Annotated in this window: 15 protein-coding genes; 12 read left to right on the top strand and 3 right to left on the bottom strand. The window is 69.5% G+C overall.

Annotated elements, in window-relative coordinates; translation table 11 throughout:
- Positions 1-221 precede the first annotated feature (221 nt).
- Entirely contained in the window at positions 222-920 is a 699-nt protein-coding gene (locus tag OXN85_01845) for a redoxin domain-containing protein (GenBank protein ID MCY3598701.1), read from the bottom strand.
- Between the two features lie 308 nt (positions 921-1228).
- Here OXN85_01845 and OXN85_01840 point away from each other — a divergent pair, with 308 nt between their 5' ends.
- The gene (locus OXN85_01840) at positions 1229-3697 is read left to right on the top strand and encodes a prolyl oligopeptidase family serine peptidase (protein MCY3598700.1); all 2469 of its coding nucleotides are present in this window, start codon (positions 1229-1231) and stop codon (positions 3695-3697) included.
- Positions 3698-3747: 50 nt separating this feature from the next.
- Entirely contained in the window at positions 3748-4488 is a 741-nt protein-coding gene (locus tag OXN85_01835) for an enoyl-CoA hydratase-related protein (protein ID MCY3598699.1), read from the top strand.
- A gap of 9 nt (positions 4489-4497) precedes the next feature.
- Here OXN85_01835 and OXN85_01830 read toward each other — a convergent pair whose 3' ends face one another.
- Positions 4498-4893, bottom strand: coding sequence for a hypothetical protein (locus OXN85_01830; protein MCY3598698.1), 396 nt, complete (start codon positions 4891-4893; stop codon positions 4498-4500).
- A gap of 312 nt (positions 4894-5205) precedes the next feature.
- Here OXN85_01830 and OXN85_01825 point away from each other — a divergent pair, with 312 nt between their 5' ends.
- Complete coding sequence (locus OXN85_01825; GenBank protein MCY3598697.1) at positions 5206-6609, top strand: amidohydrolase family protein; 1404 nt, start codon at positions 5206-5208, stop codon at positions 6607-6609.
- Positions 6609-8264: a D-aminoacylase gene (locus tag OXN85_01820; GenBank protein ID MCY3598696.1), complete on the top strand. Its 1656-nt coding sequence runs from the start codon at positions 6609-6611 to the stop codon at positions 8262-8264. Before OXN85_01825 ends, OXN85_01820 begins: the two co-directional genes overlap by 1 nt.
- 18 nt (positions 8265-8282) lie before the next feature.
- On the opposite strand, the gene OXN85_01815 is transcribed toward OXN85_01820, so the two are convergent.
- Positions 8283-8798, bottom strand: a complete 516-nt coding sequence (locus OXN85_01815; GenBank protein ID MCY3598695.1) for a ferritin — start codon at positions 8796-8798, stop codon at positions 8283-8285.
- A gap of 246 nt (positions 8799-9044) precedes the next feature.
- Here OXN85_01815 and OXN85_01810 point away from each other — a divergent pair, with 246 nt between their 5' ends.
- The 8 genes from OXN85_01810 to queG are packed head-to-tail and all read left to right on the top strand — an operon-like array spanning position 9045 to position 18084.
- Positions 9045-10421: a glycine--tRNA ligase gene (locus tag OXN85_01810; protein MCY3598694.1), complete on the top strand. Its 1377-nt coding sequence runs from the start codon at positions 9045-9047 to the stop codon at positions 10419-10421.
- 15 nt (positions 10422-10436) lie between these two features.
- Positions 10437-11927, top strand: a complete 1491-nt coding sequence (locus OXN85_01805) for a hypothetical protein (protein ID MCY3598693.1) — start codon at positions 10437-10439, stop codon at positions 11925-11927.
- A gap of 10 nt (positions 11928-11937) precedes the next feature.
- Complete coding sequence (locus OXN85_01800) at positions 11938-12933, top strand: alpha/beta hydrolase (GenBank protein MCY3598692.1); 996 nt, start codon at positions 11938-11940, stop codon at positions 12931-12933.
- Positions 12930-14417 carry a sodium-dependent transporter gene (locus OXN85_01795; GenBank protein ID MCY3598691.1) on the top strand — a complete coding sequence of 496 codons (1488 nt, stop codon included), beginning with the start codon at positions 12930-12932 and terminating at the stop codon, positions 14415-14417. The genes OXN85_01800 and OXN85_01795 overlap by 4 nt, the downstream gene beginning before the upstream one ends.
- Positions 14418-14444: 27 nt before the next feature.
- A complete protein-coding gene (locus tag OXN85_01790; protein ID MCY3598690.1) occupies positions 14445-15149 on the top strand; it encodes a metallopeptidase family protein in 705 nt (234 codons plus the stop codon).
- A complete protein-coding gene (locus OXN85_01785) occupies positions 15149-16309 on the top strand; it encodes a site-2 protease family protein (protein MCY3598689.1) in 1161 nt (386 codons plus the stop codon). The genes OXN85_01790 and OXN85_01785 overlap by 1 nt, the downstream gene beginning before the upstream one ends.
- Before the next feature lie 4 nt (positions 16310-16313).
- Positions 16314-16973, top strand: coding sequence for an endonuclease III (nth, locus tag OXN85_01780; protein MCY3598688.1), 660 nt, complete (start codon positions 16314-16316; stop codon positions 16971-16973).
- A gap of 1 nt (position 16974) precedes the next feature.
- Positions 16975-18084, top strand: coding sequence for a tRNA epoxyqueuosine(34) reductase QueG (queG, locus tag OXN85_01775; protein MCY3598687.1), 1110 nt, complete (start codon positions 16975-16977; stop codon positions 18082-18084).
- Positions 18085-18114: the final 30 nt, after the last annotated feature.

Genomic DNA, 18114 nt, shown 5'->3' with positions numbered 1-18114 from the left:
GATGCAGGTCGTCGACTCGGACGACTTCGAGAGCGGGCAGTACTTCAGCGGCCTCCGTCCGACCCGCGCGAACGACCAGGCCTACGACCCCGGAGCGCGCGCCCGCCTCAGGGAGCTGAGCCAGGAACTGACCGGCCTCACCTGCAACATGGGCCGCTGCCGGCTGGGTCGCTGAACGGCGGGCGGCTGCGCCCGAGCCGCTCCGCCGGAAAACTGCCCTCCTAGCGCTCCAGGGCTTCGAGCGCGGCCAGGATGTCGGCGTGTTCGGGGCGGACTCGGTAGTCCACTTCCGTGAAGCTCCAGCGCACCGTGCCGTCCATGTCGATGACGTAGGTCGTGGGGTGCGGGATCTGGCGCCCGCGCCCGTCGTCCTCGTTCAGGAGGCCGTAGCGGTTCGTGATCGCGGAGCCGTCATCGGACAGGAGCGGGAAGTCGAGCGCGTAGTCGTAGTCCTCGAGAACGCGGTCGACCATGAGCCCGATGTCCTCGGGGCTGTCGGGGGCGATCGCCAGGAGCTGGGTCCGTTCGCGCTGTTCGGGCGTCATGAAGTCTCGCAGCTCTCCGAGCTGCTTTGCGCAGTACGGTCACCAGTGGCCGCGGTAGAAGAAGAGGATGACGTCCTTCTCTCCGCGGTAATCCGAAAGCGTGATCGGCTCGCCCGTGCTTGAAAGGGCGGTGAAGTCGGGCGCGGGGCTGCCGGCGAGTACGCGCTCGAGGTCCGCCGGCGGCAAGTCGTGCCCGTCCACGGGGCCGAGCGCCACTTGAGCCGCCTCCTGCGCCGCCTCCTGGGTTGCCGCCTCGTCGGCCACCGCCGCAGTGGAGGCGTCGGCTTCTCCGGTGTCTCCCTCGGGTGCGCAGCCGGCCAACCCGACCGCCACGGCAACCCCCGCCGTCCACAACCGGACGTAACGCGCGTCCATCATCCGCATCTCCCTGTCTCCCTTTTTCTCTTCTGTTTGCGCCCGCGAACGCCGCCGTCGTTCGCCGGCCCGGCAACGCTATCGCACCGGGGGGCCGCGCGACAGCAGGGACGGTCGGGGCGGCCGTACCGGCGCGCCCGGGGCGGCGGCGCCGGCGTGCCCCCCAGGTCCGGCGCGTCTTGCGTGCGCCATGGGCGGTTCGGACTTTTTCCGGGACACGACACCCGGGACCCGACACCTGGGACACGACACCAGGTGGTCCCGATCACCGGTTCATGCGACCTCGGTCATCAGCTGGAGCCTGTACAATGCGACACGATCACAGTCCCCGAGTCCTTCGACTTTCCCTCTCCTTCGCGTTCCTCCTCGCCGCGGCCACGACGGAGGTCGCCGCGCAGGAGGGAGCGGACGGATACCAGACGCCGGCCGCCGAACTCGCCGCGCTCGTCGACGCCCCGGCGACGCCGGGCATCAGTCTGAGCCCCGACGAATCGGTGATGCTGCTCACGATGCGGCCCAGCCTGCCGTCGATCGCCGAGGTGGCGGCGCCCGAGCTGCGGATCGCCGGGCTCCGCATCAACCCGCGCACGAACGGCCCCAGCCGCGCGCGGCCCTCCAACGGGCTGGCGCTTCGCACGTTCGACGGCGAAGAGCGTACCGTGACCGGGCTGCCGACGAACCCGCGCATCCGCAACACGCGCTGGTCGCCGAACGGGAGCGCGGTGGCGTTCACGCACGACACCGACTCGGCCGTGCAGCTCTGGATACTGGACGTCGCCTCCGCGGCGGCGCGGCGGCTGTCGGACCTCGACCTCGTGAATGTCGGCTTCGGGGCCCCGTTCAACTGGTCTCCGGAAGGAGATTTCCTCTACGCCATGGCGGCGCCGCCCGGCCGCGGCCCGGCGCCCGCCGAGCCGATGGTGCCGACGGCGCCCATGATCGAGGAGACGTCGGGGGAGGCGGCCCCCGCCCGCACGTATCAGGACCTGCTGCAGAACCAGCACGATGAGGCGCTCTACCAGTACTACTCGACGGCGCAGCTGGCCCGCGTCGGCCTCGACGGGTCGGTGGCCATGGTCGGCGATCCGTCGATCTTCTCGGGCGCCTCGCCATCGCCGGATGGCGAGCACCTGCTCGTGCAGACGACCCACCGGCCGTACTCGTACCAGGTGCCGGCCTCCCGCTTCCCGAGGACGATCGAAGTGTGGGACGCGCAGGGGAACGTAGTGCACGAGGTCGCGGAACTCCCGCTCCAGGATGGCGTCCCCACGTCGTTCGGGTCGGTGCCGACGGGCGTGCGGTCGATCGCGTGGCGCGCCGACGCGGACGCGACGCTTTATTGGACGGAGGCGCAGGACGGCGGCGACGCTCTCGCCGAGGCGGACATCCGCGACCGGGTGTTCATGCACGCGGCGCCCTTCTCCGGCGAGCCCGTCGCGATCGCGGATCTCCCGCTCCGCTACGGCGGCGTGATATGGGCGGAGGAGGGATTCGCCTTCCTGAACGAGAACTGGTTCTCCACCCGCCAGCAGCGCACTTACCGAATCGACCCGGACGCCCCGGGCGAGATGGAGCTGATCTTCGACCTCCAGACGGAGGACCGCTACAACAACCCCGGCTTCCCGATGTTCACGACGAACGCGCGCGGCCGGGGCGTCCTCATGACCGCCGACGGCGGGTCCTCGATCTACTTGGCGGGGCAGGGCGCTTCGCCGGAAGGCAACCGTCCCTTCCTCAGGAAGCGGAACCTCGAAACGGGGGCGGAAGAGGAGTTGTTCCGCTCGGAGGCGCCGTACTACGAGGGCGTGGTCACGCTCCTCGACGACGGGCGGCTGATGACGCGGCGGGAGTCGGTGGACGAGCCCCCGAACTACTTCCTGCGCGACCTCGAGCGGGGGACGATCAGCGCCGTGACCGAATTCCCGCACCCGTATCCGCAGTTCGCCGGCGTCCGCAAGGAGGCGATCCAGTACGAGCGCGGGGACGGCATCCCGCTTTCGGCGACGCTCTACCTGCCGGCGGACTATGACCAGGAGCGCGATGGTCCGCTCCCGACCTTCGTGTGGGCGTATCCGACCGAGTTCAAGAGCGCGGCGGCGGCCGGCCAGCGGCGGGACTCGCCCTACCAGTTCACGCGGATCCCCTACGGCGGTGCCGTGCCGTACGTCACCCGGGGCTACGCCGTGCTCGACAACGCGTCGATGCCGGTGATCGGCGAGGGCGACGCGGAGCCCAACGACACCTTCCGCCAGCAGTTGGTGGCGAACGCCCAGGCGGCGGTGGACGAGGGCGTACGGCGCGGGGTCGTGGATCCGGACCGGGTCGGCGTCGGCGGACACTCCTACGGCGCCTTCATGACCGGCAACCTGCTCGCCCACTCGGACATCTTCCGGGCCGGCGTGGCGCGCAGCGGCGCGTACAACCGGACCCTGACGCCGTTCGGCTTCCAGCGGGAGCAGCGGCTCTTCTGGGAGGACCCGGACCTCTACCTGTACATGTCGCCCTTCATGCACGCCGACAAGGTGAACGAGCCCATCCTCATCATCCACGGCGAGGACGACAACAACTCGGGCACCTTCCCCATTCAGTCACGGCGCTTCTACGCGGCGCTCAAGGGGCTGGGCGCGACGGCGCGGCTCGTCTTCCTGCCGGCCGAGAGCCACGGCTACGCGGCGCGCGAGTCGGTCCTGCACGTCCTGTGGGAGACAGACCGCTGGCTTGAGATGCACGTGAAGCCTGCGAAGCCCGTCACCACGACGGACGACGCGGGAAGCTGAGCGCCGCCGCAGAAGTCCCGCTCCTGGTCGAGGCGGAGGGTCCCGTCCGGATCCTCCGCCTCAACCGTCCCCGCCGTCTCAACGCCGTCAGCCTCCCCATGTACGAGGCGCTGGAAGCCGAACTCGCCCGGATCGGAGCGGACTTCGAGACGCGCGTCGTCGTCGTGACCGGGACCGGGCGGGGATTCTGCTCCGGGGCCGACCTCAAGGCACACCGCGACCACGAGGCGTCGCGGGCGGAGCGCCACGCCTACATCGAGACGAGCCAGCGCGTGTTCCGCGCGCTCCAGACGCTGCCGCAGCCCGTGGTCGCGGCCGTGAACGGACACGCGATCGGGGCGGGCTGCGAACTCGCCCTCTCGTGCGATTTCGTCATCGTGGCGGAGGGGGCGAAGCTGCGCATGCCGGAAGTTGCGCTCGGGACCTTCATCGGCGGCGGCACGGCCTACACGCTGCGCCGGCGCGTGGGACACGCGCGCGCGGCCGAACTGATCCTGCTGGGCCGCTACTTTACCCCGGAGGAAGCGGGCGCGTGGGGGTTGGCGAACGAGGTGCTCCCCGCCGAAAAGGTTCTCCCCGCCGCGCTCGACCTCGCCGGCCAGCTGGCCCGCAACGCCCCGATCTCCATGCGCCTCGCCAAGCGCCTGCTCGACCGGGCGGAGTCCGTCGACCCCGGGGAGGCGCTGCGCCTGGAGGCTGAAGCGCTCTTCACCTGCATGGCCTCCGAGGACTGGCGCGAGGGCCTGGAGGCCTTCGCAGAGAAACGCGCCCCCATCTACCGCGGCCGGTAACGGCTCCGCTTACTTGGCGGCTCGCTCTCGGATCGCGCGTTCCCCGCCCCCCATGGCTTCGAAGTAGCCTTCGAGCCGGGCCAGGCGTTCCTTGAGTTCCGCCTCGAGTTTGCCGATGCAGCTCGTAAGCCGTGTCTCCAACTGCGCCACCTCCGTGCGCACGGTCGCGACCTCCCGCTCGACGGCGCCGAGACGCCCCTCGACGGCACCGAGACGCCCATCCATGGCGTCGAGGCGTCCATCCATGGCGTCGAGGCGTCCATCCATGGCGTCGAGGCGTCCATCCAGCCCACTCGTCTTCGTCAGGAGGTGCTTGATGTCGTTCCGCATGCCGCGCTGGCCGGGAACGATTACCGCGGCCAAGGCGATGGCCGCCCCGATGATGGCGATGATCTCCCCGCTCATCGGCGTGCCTCCGCCGGATCCGGCGATGTACCGCCTCGTCCGGGATGCCGCGTAGCGTGATGACAGGGATGTTTCATCATACCTCCGTGATTCCGGACCCAACGTAGGGGCCTTGAGTTCTCCCGCGCGAACGCACGCCGCCCGTGCTACCGGATCACAGGATGGCGGATCCGATCAACGGAGACTCATCACGCCCGTGACGTTCCCGCGGGAACGTCCGGAGGTCTGCCCACCCGCCATTGCCCGCCGACGGATTTACGCCCCACGTTGATTCAGCCGCATCGATCCAGAGCAGCCAAGGCAGAGGAGGATATGATGGTTCCCGCCCGCCGCTCCGCCCGGATAACCGGGGTTCTCGCGCTCGCGGCTTTCGCCGCGCTCCCCGTGGTCCCGCCCGCCGCCGCCCAGGAGGGGACGATCGCGCTGGTGGGCGGCCAATTGCTCGATGGGTATGAGGTGCCCCCGATCCATCATGCGGCCGTCGTCATCGAGGGGAACCGGATCGTCGCCGTAGGGCCCGCGTCCGAGATCGAGATCCCGGCGGACGCGGAGATCATCGACACCCGGGGCAAGACGATGATGCCCGGCATGGTCGACGCGCACGTGCACATCATGATTCTCGGACACGGCGACTACAGCCGGTGGTTCCCGTGGTTCGAGGGGAACGACGACCTCGTGTACGAGACGTCCGCCAAGCAATTGCTCGCGGCCGGTGTGACCGCGGGCGTCGACCTCGCGGCGCCGATGTCCAGCCTCGCCTTCCGGGATCGGGTGAACCGCAACGAAGTCCCCGGTCCCCGGCTCCTCGCGAGCGGCCCCTGGGTCACGCGCTACGCCTGGGGCTTCCTTCCCGCCGAACTCCGCGTCCTGCACCGCACGCCCGAGGAAGCGGCGGAGCGGACGCGGATGCTGATCGACGCCGGAGTCGACGTCATCAAGACGTGGATCGGCACGACCGAGGAGGACATGCGGGCGATCAAGGCGGTGGCGGGTCCGGCGGGTGTCCCCATCCACTGCCACGTCTACGCGGAGGAGGTGGTGTGGGGGGCGATCCGCGGCGGTTGCGACGTGCTCCAGCATGCGGGCTCGGGTGGCAGCGTCCCCCCCTACTCGCAGGAACTCGTCGACCACATCGCGATGGAGGGGATCCCGGTCGTACAGACGATTTCGCACCGGATCTGGATCTACCCCGCCACGGTCGAGTTCCCGGAGCGCCTCTGGGATCCGGACATCATCAACAGCTTCCCCGAGCCGATCCGGGAGCAGGTGCTGAGTTCCTACACGAAGGACGACTTCTGGCGGAAATCCTACTTCCGCACCACGCCGCGCCAGATCCGGAACAGCGAGCGGGCGGGGCGCCAGTTCATCGATGCGGACGCCGTCATGGCGATGGGCACGGATACCGGGTCGCCCCTGAACTTCCACGCGGAGTCGGCGTGGCGTGAGGTGTCGGCTTTCGTCGACATGGGGATGACGGAGATCGAGGCGATTTCGGCGGCCACCAAGGTCTCGGCGGAGGTCCTCGGGCTCAGCGAGACGGGGACGATCGAGCCCGGCAAGCTCGCGGACATCATCGTCGTGGACGGCAACCCGCTTTTCGAAATCAACGTGCTCGGCTACGTGACCGACGTGATCAAGGACGGGATCATCTACAAGCGCGACGGCGTGCCGGTCTGGGAGACGGACCAGCCGCAGACGAGCACGAGCGGGCGCTGATGCGCCGGACCCTTATGCGGCCAGCCCCGGCATTTGCGGTCGCTCTGGTCCTCGCCGCGTGCGGCGTGGTTCCCGAGTCGGCGGACGACGCCCCCACATCCCGCGCGGCCGACGCTCCGTACGACCTCGTGATCGTCGGCGGAACGGTCGTCGACGGGACGGGGGCCGACCGCTTCACCGCCGACGTGGGCATCCGTGACGGCCGCGTGGTCGACGTGGCGCGCGACGGCGGGCTCTCGGGGCAGGGGGCCGAGGAGATCGACGCGGCCGGGCTCATCGTCTCCCCGGGGTTCATCGACCACCACAACCACGTCCAGAACCAGGTCCACCGGCGACCGCTGGTCGAGAACTTCATCCGCCAGGGGATCACGACGATCCTTCCCTCGCTGCACAGCGGCGATCAGCCGTACCCGCTGCGCGACTACATCGAAGACCTCGAGGTGGCGCCCAACATCGGCTTCTTCGCGGGCCACACCTGGACCCGCCGGCAGGTGCTCGGAATGGAGGACCGCGCGCCGACGCCCGAGGAACTCGACGAGATGCGGGACCTCGTCCGCGAGGCGATGGAGGATGGCGCGCTCGGGCTCGCGAGCGGGCTCCTCTATGTCCCGGCGAACTACGCCGAGATCGAGGAGGTCATCGAACTGGCGAAGGTCGCGGCCGAATACGGCGGCATCTACTACACGCACATGCGGGACGAGGCGCGCGGCCTCCTGCCGGCCGTGCGCGAGGCGATCCGCATCGGCGCCGAGGGCGGGTTGCCCGTCCACATCAACCACTTCAAGGCCATGGGAGTGGATAGCTGGGGGAAGACGGTCCAGTCGCTCGCGCTCGTGGACTCCGCGCGCGCCGCGGGCATCGACGTAAAGGTCGATGTCTACCCATACACGGCGGGAAGCACGGGCTCCGGCGTGCTCTTTCCGCAGTGGGTGCTGGCGGGCGGCATCGACTCGTTCCGCGTCCGTGTCACGGACCCCGAGACGCGGGCGCGGATGGAGCCGGAGATCAAGGAGTGGATGCGCCGTGACTGGACGGGCGGGGACCTGTCACGAATCCAGTTCCGCACGCTCCGCGCCTTCCCCGAATACAACGGGAGGCGGATGTCGGACCTCGCCGCGGACCGCGGGCTTCCGAACAACGACGCGACCGGCGTCCAACTCGCGATCGAACTCCAGTTGGCGGGCGGGTTCAGCGCCATCTACCACTTCATGGACGAGGCGGACGTCATCCGCATCATGCGGCACCCGCAGGCAATGTTCGAGACGGACGGCGACCCGGTCGGCTATGGGCTCGGGTTCCCGCATCCGCGCAGCTACGGCACCTTCCCGCGCATCCTCGGCCGCTACGTGCGCGAGATGGGCGTGCTCACGCTGGAGGAGGCGATCCGGAAGATGACGTCGATGTCGACGGACCAGATCGGCCAGTCGGATCGCGGCCGGATCGCGCCCGGGATGTGGGCGGACATCACCGTCTTCGACGCCGACCGCATCATCGACCGCGCCGACTACGTGGACCCGCACCGCTACTCGGTCGGCATCCACCACGTGCTCGTGAACGGCGTCCCCGTCATCCTCGACGGCTCCGTCACGGGCGCAAAGCCGGGCGAGGTGCTGAAGGGTCCCGCCCGCCACCTCACCGAAACCCCCGGCGGGTAGCGCGCGGGGAAGCGACGGCTACGTGGCGGGGTCGGCCTCCGGGTCGCCCGTCCTCTGGCCCAGTTCCGTCTCGAGCATGAGCAGGGCGGACTTGTCGTCGCCCGCGAGCCGCAGCCGGTCGACGATGTCGGAGATCGTCTTCTCCTCCTCGACCTGCTCGTTGACGAACCACTGCAGCATGACCTGGGCCGGATAGTCGGCTTCGTCCATCGCGAGGCGATAGAGGTCGCCGATCATCCCGGTCACCTTCCGCTCGTGCCCGAGCGCCGCCTGGAACACCTCCAGGGGCGAACCGAACTCCGCGGGCGGGGCATCGATCGTCTCGAGCGAAACCTGTCCTTCCCGGTCGTGCACGAAGTCGAAGATGCGGAGCGCGTGCGCCCGCTCCTCCTCGGCTTGCTCGCGCATCCAGCGCGCGAAGCCCGGAAGGCCCTCGCCTTCAAAGTGCGCGCACATGGACAGGTAGACCTGGCTCGCGTACAGCTCCTGCGTGATCTGCCCGTTGAGCGCCGCCTGCATCCTGGTTCCAATCATCTCGCCTTGCCTACTCCTCTCGTCTCGTCGGGAATGCGCGCCGGGCAGGGAACTGCGCCACGCCCGCGCCGGTCCGAATCTCGTTTCCCACGCACCGGATCGCCAGCGTCAAATGGTTGCTCGTCTTTGCCGGCGGCGGCTATCGTTGCCGCGCTCGCGGCCGGAGCCAGTTGCGATTCCCGAGGCTCCGGCAGGTCCAGCCGATTCCGCCGCCGCGCCATGCGCGAGCGGCTGCCGAAGATATCCATGGCAGACAACACGAACACGGATTCCGCCGCCGACTCGGGCCATCCGGCCGGCCTGATGGACAAGCTCGTGTCCCTCGCCAAGCGGCGCGGGTTCATCTTCCAGTCCTCCGAGATCTACGGAGGCGTCGGGTCGGTGTACGACTACGGCCCGCTCGGCATCGAACTCAAGAACCGCATCCAGGATCTGTGGTGGCGCGAGATGGTGTACCGCCACCCGAACATCGTGGGGCTCGACGCGGGGATCCTCATGAACCCCGAGGTGTGGGTCGCGAGCGGACACGTGGGCGCCTTCACGGACCCGCTCGTCGAGTGCCGGAGCTGCCACCGCCGCTTCCGCGCCGACGACCTGCCGAAGCTGGAGGCGGGCGAGCCCGAAGCCCAGCAGTGCGGGGTGTGCGGGTCCATCGGCGAGTGGACGGACCCGCGCCAGTTCAACCTCATGTTCAAGACGTTCATGGGGGTGGTGGAGGACGAGGCCTCGACCGTCTACCTGCGGCCGGAGACGGCGCAGGGGATCTTCGTCAACTTCCGAAACGTGCAGGAATCCGTGCGCCAGAAGGTTCCGTTCGGGATCGCGCAGGTGGGGAAGGCGTTCCGGAACGAGATCACGCCCGGGAACTTCATCTTCCGCACGCGCGAGTTCGAACAGATGGAGATGCAGTTCTTCGTCGCGCCGGGGACGGAGGACGAGTGGTTTGAGACGTGGAAGGAACGGCGAATGGCGTGGGTCGAGACGCTGGGCATCCGGCCGGAGCGGCTGCGCTTCCACCGGCACGGGCCGGACGAACTCGCGCACTACTGCAAGGACGCATCCGACATCCAGTACCGGTTCCCGTTCGGGTGGCAGGAGTTCGAAGGGATCCACAACCGGACGGACTACGACCTCGGGCGTCACCAGGAGCACTCGGGGAAGAAGCTGGAGTACTTCGACCAGCCTGCGAACCGGAAGTACGTGCCGTACGTGATCGAGACCTCGGCGGGACTCAGCCGGACGCTCCTGGTCGTGCTGGCGGATGCCTACGACGAGGAGGAAGTCGACGGCCAGCGGCGCGTCGTGCTGCGGCTCAAGCCCGCCCTGGCGCCCTTCCACGCGGCGGTCTTCCCGCTCGTGAAGAAGGATGGGATGCCGGAGATATCGGAGAAGTTGGCTGATGAACTGCGCGGGCCCTTCAACGTGCTCCACGACATCGCAGGATCGATCGGAAAGCGATACCGGCGGCAGGACGAGGCGGGAACGCCATTCTGTCTCACGATCGACGGCCAGACACTCGAGGATGCGACGTGCACGGTGCGCGACCGGGATTCGCTCGAGCAGACGCGCGTGCCGCTGTCGGGCGTCGCGGCGTGGCTCAGCGCCGCGGTCGACGGCGGCTGATCGGGCGGGCCGCGCGTGCCGTTTCGCGTTGCGGAGATCCGTGACCGAGCCCAACACCTGCAGGGCGCCCTCGCGCGCGCCTGGTATCGGCTTCGCAGCGGACTGGACGCGCGGTCGTCGCTCGCGTCGCTGTACCGGCAACATCGACTTCTCCTCAGCCCCGGGGTGCTTCAGGCCATCCAGCGTGACCTTTCCGAAGCGCAGGGCGATGAGCGGCGGCGCCTGAAGACGCTGTTCAACTGGGTCGCGGGCCAGCAGATCGAGGCCGAACTCGCCCCGCTGGAAGACGAACTGCGGTCGTGGGAGACGGGGACGACGGTGGCGCTCGCCGAGCGGGAGATCCCGCTGAGACGGGTCCCGGACTGGATCGTGCGCGCGGAGGACCGGGGCGAGCGGCTGGGATGGGAAGCGGCGCGTCACCGCCGCATCGAAGAGGCCGCGGCGCTCCGGCTCGATGTCGTGCACCGGGGACGCGAGGCTGTGGTTCAACTCGGTCTCGGGGGATACACGGAAGCGCGGGAGCGGCTGGCCGGCCTGGACCTGCAGCGCGTGGAGCGCGATGCGGCGGCGATCCTGGAGAGTACGGAGGCGCGCTACCAGCGGATGTTCGAGGCGGAGGCGGAGCCTCGCCTCGAACCGCGCGAGGGGCCGCCGTCACGGGCCGACGCGCGGTGGCTGATGGGGATGCGCTGGCTCGGGCGGCACTTCGAGATCGAGCCGTTCGCCGCGGGCCTTCGTCGCGCCATCGAAGTGATGGGACTGGGTCGGGTGCTCGATCGCTCCGTGCGCGTCGACATCGACCGGCGAAGGCTCAAGGACGAACGGTCCTTCACGGCGGCCATCGAGGTGCCTGGGGACGTGCGGCTCGTCGTCTGTCCGCTCGGCGGCTGGATCGATGCGCGCCGCCTGCTCCATGAAACGGGACACGCGCTCCACTACACGCACGCGTCCGCCGCGCTCTCGTGGGAGGAGCGTGTGCTGGGCGACGATTCGATCGGCGAGTCCTTCGGGCTGGTGTTCGACTCCCTGACGCTGGATCGCGGCTGGATCGAATCCGTGACGGGACTCAGCGGTGCCGTGCTGGAAGACTACCGGCAACTCGCGGCGTTCCTCAGGCTCTATCGTCTGCGCCGGGATGCGGCGCGGCTCCTCTGGGAGCTGGAGCTGGCCCGGGCGCCGCGGCCCGGCGAGCAGGCGGATCGGTACGCCGAACTGCTGAACGAAGCGACCGGGTTCGCCCACCACCCGGGGACCTACCTCACGGACCATCGTCGGGGGTTCCAGGCCGCGCGGCGCCTGCGGGGCTGGATGCTCAGCTCCATCATTATCGACCGGCTCAACAAGCGCTTCGGGGCCGATTGGCACCGCAAGGGCGCGGCGGGCAAGTTCCTGCTCGAGGTCCTCTCGGCCGGCCGGCGCGAGGATGCGGCGCAGCTCGCACCGCAGTTCGGCGTGGAGGGGCTGACGCCCGAGACGCTGCTCGCGCGCGTCGAGCGCTGGCAGTGAGCGGACGGCCGTGAGCGGGCTGCGCGGGCCCGGCAGGTTTGCGCTGGGCGCGGCGGTCGGGGTCGCGGGCGTCGGCTGGTGGCTGGCCATGACGCGCCGCAACCAGGCGCTGGTGCGGCCGCCCATCCGGGACGGCGCCGGCGAGGCGCTCCCCGGCGGTGTCATCGAGTACTCCGACGGCGAGAGGGTCGAGTACGTCGACGCGGGGTCGGGCGATGCGCTCGTCTGGATCCCCGGCGCGGACGGGCCGAAGGAGACCTTCCGCTATCAGTTGCCGAGCTTCGCGCGCCGCCAGCGCGTGGTGTGCGCGGATCTGCGCCGGCAGTTCGCAGCGGGGGACGACTTCGACCGCATGGTCGATGATGTGGCCGAACTCGTAGACGCGCGCGGCGTCGGGCGTTTCGTCCTCGTCGGAGTGAGCCTCGGCAGCGCCATTGCGATGCGCTTCGCCCGCCGTTTTCCGGAACGGTTGCGCGGGATGGTCCTCTGCAACCCCCTGGCGCACCTCTCCTACGGGCACGTCGGCGTCGATCGCGCCGCCCTCATCCTTCTCGCCAGGTTCACGACCCGCTATCTGCCGACGGAGGTGTCGCGCGGCTTTGCCCGATACTGGAGCCGCCTCGGCGTCTGGGTCTTCGACGACTCGCCCGGCCGGGAAGCGCTGATCGAATACACACTCTTCACCGGGCCGCGCACCGTACCCCCTTCCGTCTCGACCGCCCGCGTCGCCCGCCTGAGGAAGATCGACCTGCGGCCCGGCCTGGCGGAGACCGCCGTTCCCGCGCTCGTGGTGAAGGGCCCACGCGACGAGTATTGTCCGGTGGAATGGGCACTGGAGATCGCGGAGTTGCTGCCCGACGCCGAGTATGTCCCCATTTCCGGCACCGGGCACGGCTCGCACATCTCGCGCCCCGGCGCCTTCAACGAGACGCTGGACGATTGGCTCCAGCGGCTCCGGGCGCGCGAGGAAGCGGAAGAAGAGTCAGTCGAGAGAGGCGACGCATGACGAATCCCGTCTTCAGTTCCCGGGCCGCGATGATGCTGGCCATGCTCGGGATGGCCGTCGGAACCGGCAACATCTGGCGCTTCCCGCGCATCGCGGCCTCCAACGGGGGCGGTTCCTTCCTCGTCGCGTGGGTCGTTTTCCTCTTCCTCTGGTCCGTGCCCCTGATCCTCGCGGAGTTCGCCGCCGGCAAGGCGACGCGCTCGGGACCGATCGGAGCGTTCACGAAGCTGGGGGGGAAGAAGACCGCCTGGATGGGCGCCTGGATCGCCTTCATCTCGACCGCGATCATGTTCTACTACACGGTCGTGATGGGCTGGACGATCCGGTATCTCGTCGGGGCGGTGACCGGCACCGTGCCGACGGCGCCCTGCGAGGCCGGGGCCGCGGCGTGCGTCGGGCCGCAGGAGTACTGGGACACATTCATCGGCTCACCGTGGCCGATCCTCACGCACGCGATCGCGATCGGGCTTGCGGTATTGGTGGTGCTGCGCGGCGTGAAGGGAATCGAGCGCGCCGCGCGCTTCCTCATCCCGAGCCTCCTGCTGCTCGTCCTCGCGCTGACGATCCGGGCGGTCACGCTCCCGGGGGCGAGCGCGGGTCTCGCGTTCCTCTTCACGCCCGACTGGGCGCAGTTGAGTAACCCCACGATCTGGCTCGAAGCTCTGACGCAGAACGCCTGGGACACGGGCGCGGGCTGGGGGCTGATCACCGCCTACGCCGTCTACATGAAGAAGCGCGAAGACACGACGCTGAACGCCTTCATGCTCGGGTTCGGGAACAACTCCGTGTCGCTGCTGGCGGGCATCATGGTGCTGTGCACGGTGTTCGCGATCCTGCCCAACGCGGCCGACCAGATCGTCGGGGCCGGGAACGAGGGGCTGACGTTCATCTGGGTGCCGCAGCTCTTCGGGCTCATGCCGGGCGGCTCCGTGTTCATGGTCCTCTTCTTCCTCGCGCTCGTGTTCGCGGCCTGGAGCAGCCTGATCGCGATGATCGAGATGCCGACGCGCGTCCTCGCGGACGCGGGGATCGCGCGCAGGAAGGCCGTGCTGACGATCGGCGGCCTCGGCTTCATCCTCGGACTGCCGTCGGCGATCTGGATCGAGGTGTTCCGCAATCAGGACTGGGTGTGGGGCGTCGGGCTGATGATGAGCGGCCTCTTCTTCTCGATCATGATCATGCGCCACGGCGTGGACCGCTTCCGCACCCGGCTCGTGAACAGCAAGGGCAGCGATCTCGTGGTCGGCAGGTGGTGGAACGTCGTGATTCGACTCGTGGCGCTGCAGGCGATCGTGATCACGGTGTGGTGGCTGTGGCGGTCCGTCGACTTCAACGACCTCGCCGCGTCGTTCACGCTCTTCTCCGAGTTCAACGTCGGGACGGTACTCATCCAGTGGGCGATCGCAATCGCCGCCTTCCTTGGTCTCAACCGCTGGCTGGCCGCGAACGCCGCGGGCTCGCCGGCTTCGGCCGAAGACGCCTGACGGGGGCGTCGACCGTTCGATCGCGCGGTGAACTTCAACCGATTCGAGACGGCGGCCCGCCGCATGTGGCACGAGATCCCCGCCGATGCGCGGGAGGGGGTCGACGGGCTGACGATCGAGCCGGAGGCCGCAAGCCACCCCGACTTCAACTGGGTGTACACGATGGGGGAGTGCCTGACGGAGGCGTGGCCGAGCGGCGCCGGCGGGGACGGGGACGTGCGGTCGGAACTCGTCCTCTACCACGGCTCCTTCCGGGCCCTCGCCGAGGAGGATCCAGATTTCGACTGGGAGGGCGAGCTGTGGGAGACGATCCTGCACGAACTGCTGCACCACCGGGAATCCGCCGCCGGGGAGGCGGGTCTGGATGAGGTGGATTGGGCGCACGAACAGAATCTGCGGCGGCTCGCGGGAGAGCCCTTCGATCCGGACTTCTGCCGGGCTGTACCGTCCGGCCCGGACGGGGTCGTGAAGCTGGAGTCGGAGCTGTTCGTCGAGTCGGTGATCCCGGAAAACGCGGATGAAGCCGCCTTCGAATGGCGCGGCCGACGCTACGCCGTGGAGGCTCCGGTGTACGCGAACCGCGCGTTCGTGGAAGTGCCGAACCTGGCCGGGGGCCGTCTGTGCGTCATCATCCGCCGCCGCCCTCCATGGTGGCGGTTCGGGCGCGGGAAGAACTACAGGCCCGCGCAAGTCTCCCTCCCGGCGTACCCCCTCCCCGCCGAAGACGGCTGATGCCGCTGTTCGGCAGCTTCCGGATCGGACGCTGGTTCGGCTTTCCCATCCGGATCGACTATTCGTGGTTCCCGATCGCGGCGCTCGTGATCTGGACCTTCACCACGCGCGAATTCCCGCGTGCGCTGCCCTTCTATCCCTCATCCACGTACCTCGCGATGGGGACGGCGGCCGCGCTGCTCTTCTTCCTCTCGGTGCTCCTGCACGAACTGGGTCACGCTCTGGCGGGCCGGGCGCGAGGCGTGGAAGTGGAGCACATCACGCTCTTCATCTTCGGCGGTATCGCGCAGGCGCGAGACGAGGCCCAGCGTCCGCTGGACGAGTTCCTCCTCACCGCCGCGGGTCCCCTCGCGAGCGTGGCCCTCGCCGGCGCGTTCCACGGAGGGGCGCTGGCGGCGGAAGCCTGGGCCGCCCCGGCCCCGGTGGTCACGGTGCTCGGGTTCCTGGCGCTCCTCAACTTCGTGCTCGCCGTCTTCAACATGATCCCCGGCTTTCCGCTCGACGGGGGCCGGATCTTTCGCTCTATCGTGTGGGCGGTCACCGGAGATCTCGTCAAGGCCACCCGGTGGGCGACACAGGGGGGACGACTGTTCGGCGGCGCGCTCATCGTCCTCGGGCTCTTCAACCTGAGTCGCGGGCAGTTCATCTCCGGCCTGTGGGCGGCCTTCATCGGCTGGTTCGTGGTCAACGCGGCCTCGTCGAGCCTGCGGCACTTCGAACTCCGCGCGCTTCTGCGCCGGATCCCGGTCGCGACGGTCATGACCCCCCGGCCCCGCATGATCGACGCGGCCATGCCGGTGGAGCGGGCCATATCCGACTACTTCCTGCGCGGACGGGAGGAAGCGTATCCGGTGGCGCGCGACGGCAGCCTCGTCGGCGTCGTCGAAGCGCGCGCGGTCTCCGAGGTGCCGAAAGATGTTCGTGCGACAACGCCAATAGGGGCGGTCGCGCGACCCGTCGAGGCGTTCCCTTCGGCCCGTCCCAACGAATCTCTCGCCGAAGCCCTGTTCCGGATTCGAGTCCAGGTGTCGTACCTGCTCGTGATCGAGAACGGGTTCGTCGTCGGCGCGCTCGACCCCCGGGAGGTCGGCGCGCGGGTGCAGCGGCTGCAGCGGCTGGGGCTCGTGTGCCTCGGGCCGCCGCCCGCCAGGAGTGCCTGACGCCGTGCCCCGGCCTCGTTCCTGGAAGGCCCGTTCCGAGCTGGCCGCAGCCCTGTCGCCGCGACTTGCCGCCCTCTATCCGGACCTCACCGTCTCGCTGGACTGGGACACGCCGCTCCAGTTGGTCGTCGCGACGGTGCTCTCGGCCCAGTGCACGGACGAGCGCGTGAACCGCGTCACGCGCACCCTCTTCCCGGCCTATCCCGACGCCCGCGCATACGCCGACGCGCCGCTGGAGGAACTGCAGGAGGCCGTGCGCCCGACCGGATTCTTCAACAACAAGGCGCGCCACCTGAACGGACTGGGCCGCCGTCTCGTCGACCTGTACGACGGCGAAGTCCCGCGGACGATGGAGGACCTGCTCACGCTCCCGGGCGTCGCCCGGAAGACCGCGAACGTCGTGCTCTCCAACGCGTTCGGGCTTCACGAGGGCGTGGTCGTGGACACGCACGTGAAGCGGGTGACGCACCGCTTCGGGCTCACGAACGAGGCCGATCCGCCGCGAGTGGAGAAAGACCTGATGCGGGTGCTGCCCCGGGAGGAATGGCACCCCTTCGCGTGGCGGTCGATCCTGCACGGGCGCACCGTGTGCTACGCCCGGAAGCCGCGTTGCGCCGAGTGCCCGGTGGCCGATCTTTGCGCGAGCGCCGGGAAGTTCGGGTGATGTGAGCGTCGCCCGCGATGCCGCCGCGCTGAAGCGGAACGTCCGCGCCGCCGCGCGGGCCGCCGGGTTCGACCAGGTGGGATTCGCTCCGGCGGTGCCTCCGGTGCATGGGGACGCATACGAGGTCTGGCTCGCGAGCGGCTACCATGGCGAGATGGCCTACATGGCGCGCGAGGACGCGGTTCGTCGCCGCCTCGACCCGCGAGAGGCCCTCCCCGGCTGCCGCACGCTCATCGTCGTAAGCCTCCTGTACGGCTCGGCACCGGCCGGCACGACGACACCGGACCGGCGGACCCGCGCCGGCGGGGGCTCCGCTCGGCACCGGCGGCTGCCGGTCGTCGCCCGTTACGCGCTGGGCCGCGACTACCACGACGTGTTCGAGGAGCGGCTCGACGCGCTCTCCGCCGCCATCGAAGACCTCTCTCCCGGCGCGCGCACAAAGCGCTACGTGGACTATGGCCCCGTGCTCGAGCGGGACCACGCGCAGCGCGCGGGCCTGGGGTGGATCGGCAAGAACACGATGCTCCTCCACCCCGACCTCGGTTCCTACTTCATGCTGGGAGAGCTGCTCACGGACCTCGAGATCGCACCCGATCCCCCCTTCGTTCCCGACCGCTGCGGCACCTGCCGCCGCTGCATCGACGCCTGCCCGACGGACGCGATCCTCGACGGCCGGCTCCTCGATGCGCGCCTCTGCATCTCCTATCTCACGATCGAACTCCACGGCCCCATCCCCGAGTCGCTGCGCCCCGCGATCGGAACCCGGGTCTTCGGCTGCGACATCTGCCAGGAGGTGTGTCCCTGGAATGCCGACGCGCCCGTGCCGACGGAGGCGCCGTTCGCGCCCCGTCCCGGCCAGCCGATTCCTCCGGAGGACATGATCGTGTGGGCGGAGGAGCTCGCCCCCCTCGACGCCGGCGAGTTCCGCGCGCGCTACCGCGGGACGGCGCTCAGCCGTCCCGGCCGCGATGGACTCCTCCGCAACCTGGCCGTCGGCCTCGGCAACGCCGGCGGACCCGCCGCAGCCCCCGTCCTGCGACGCCTCGCGGCGGACCCATCGCCCCTCGTCCGCGAACACGCCCGCTGGGCACTCGACGCGCTCCAGAGTTAGGTTGGACCGTCGCAACCAAACGCAGAGAAG

It is taken from the genome of Candidatus Palauibacter australiensis, assembly GCA_026705295.1.
In the GTDB taxonomy this organism is placed as follows: Bacteria; Gemmatimonadota; Gemmatimonadetes; order Palauibacterales; family Palauibacteraceae; genus Palauibacter; species Palauibacter australiensis.
Note: the sequence above shows the minus strand (reverse complement) of the source record. Positions and strands in the feature narration are given on the sequence as shown.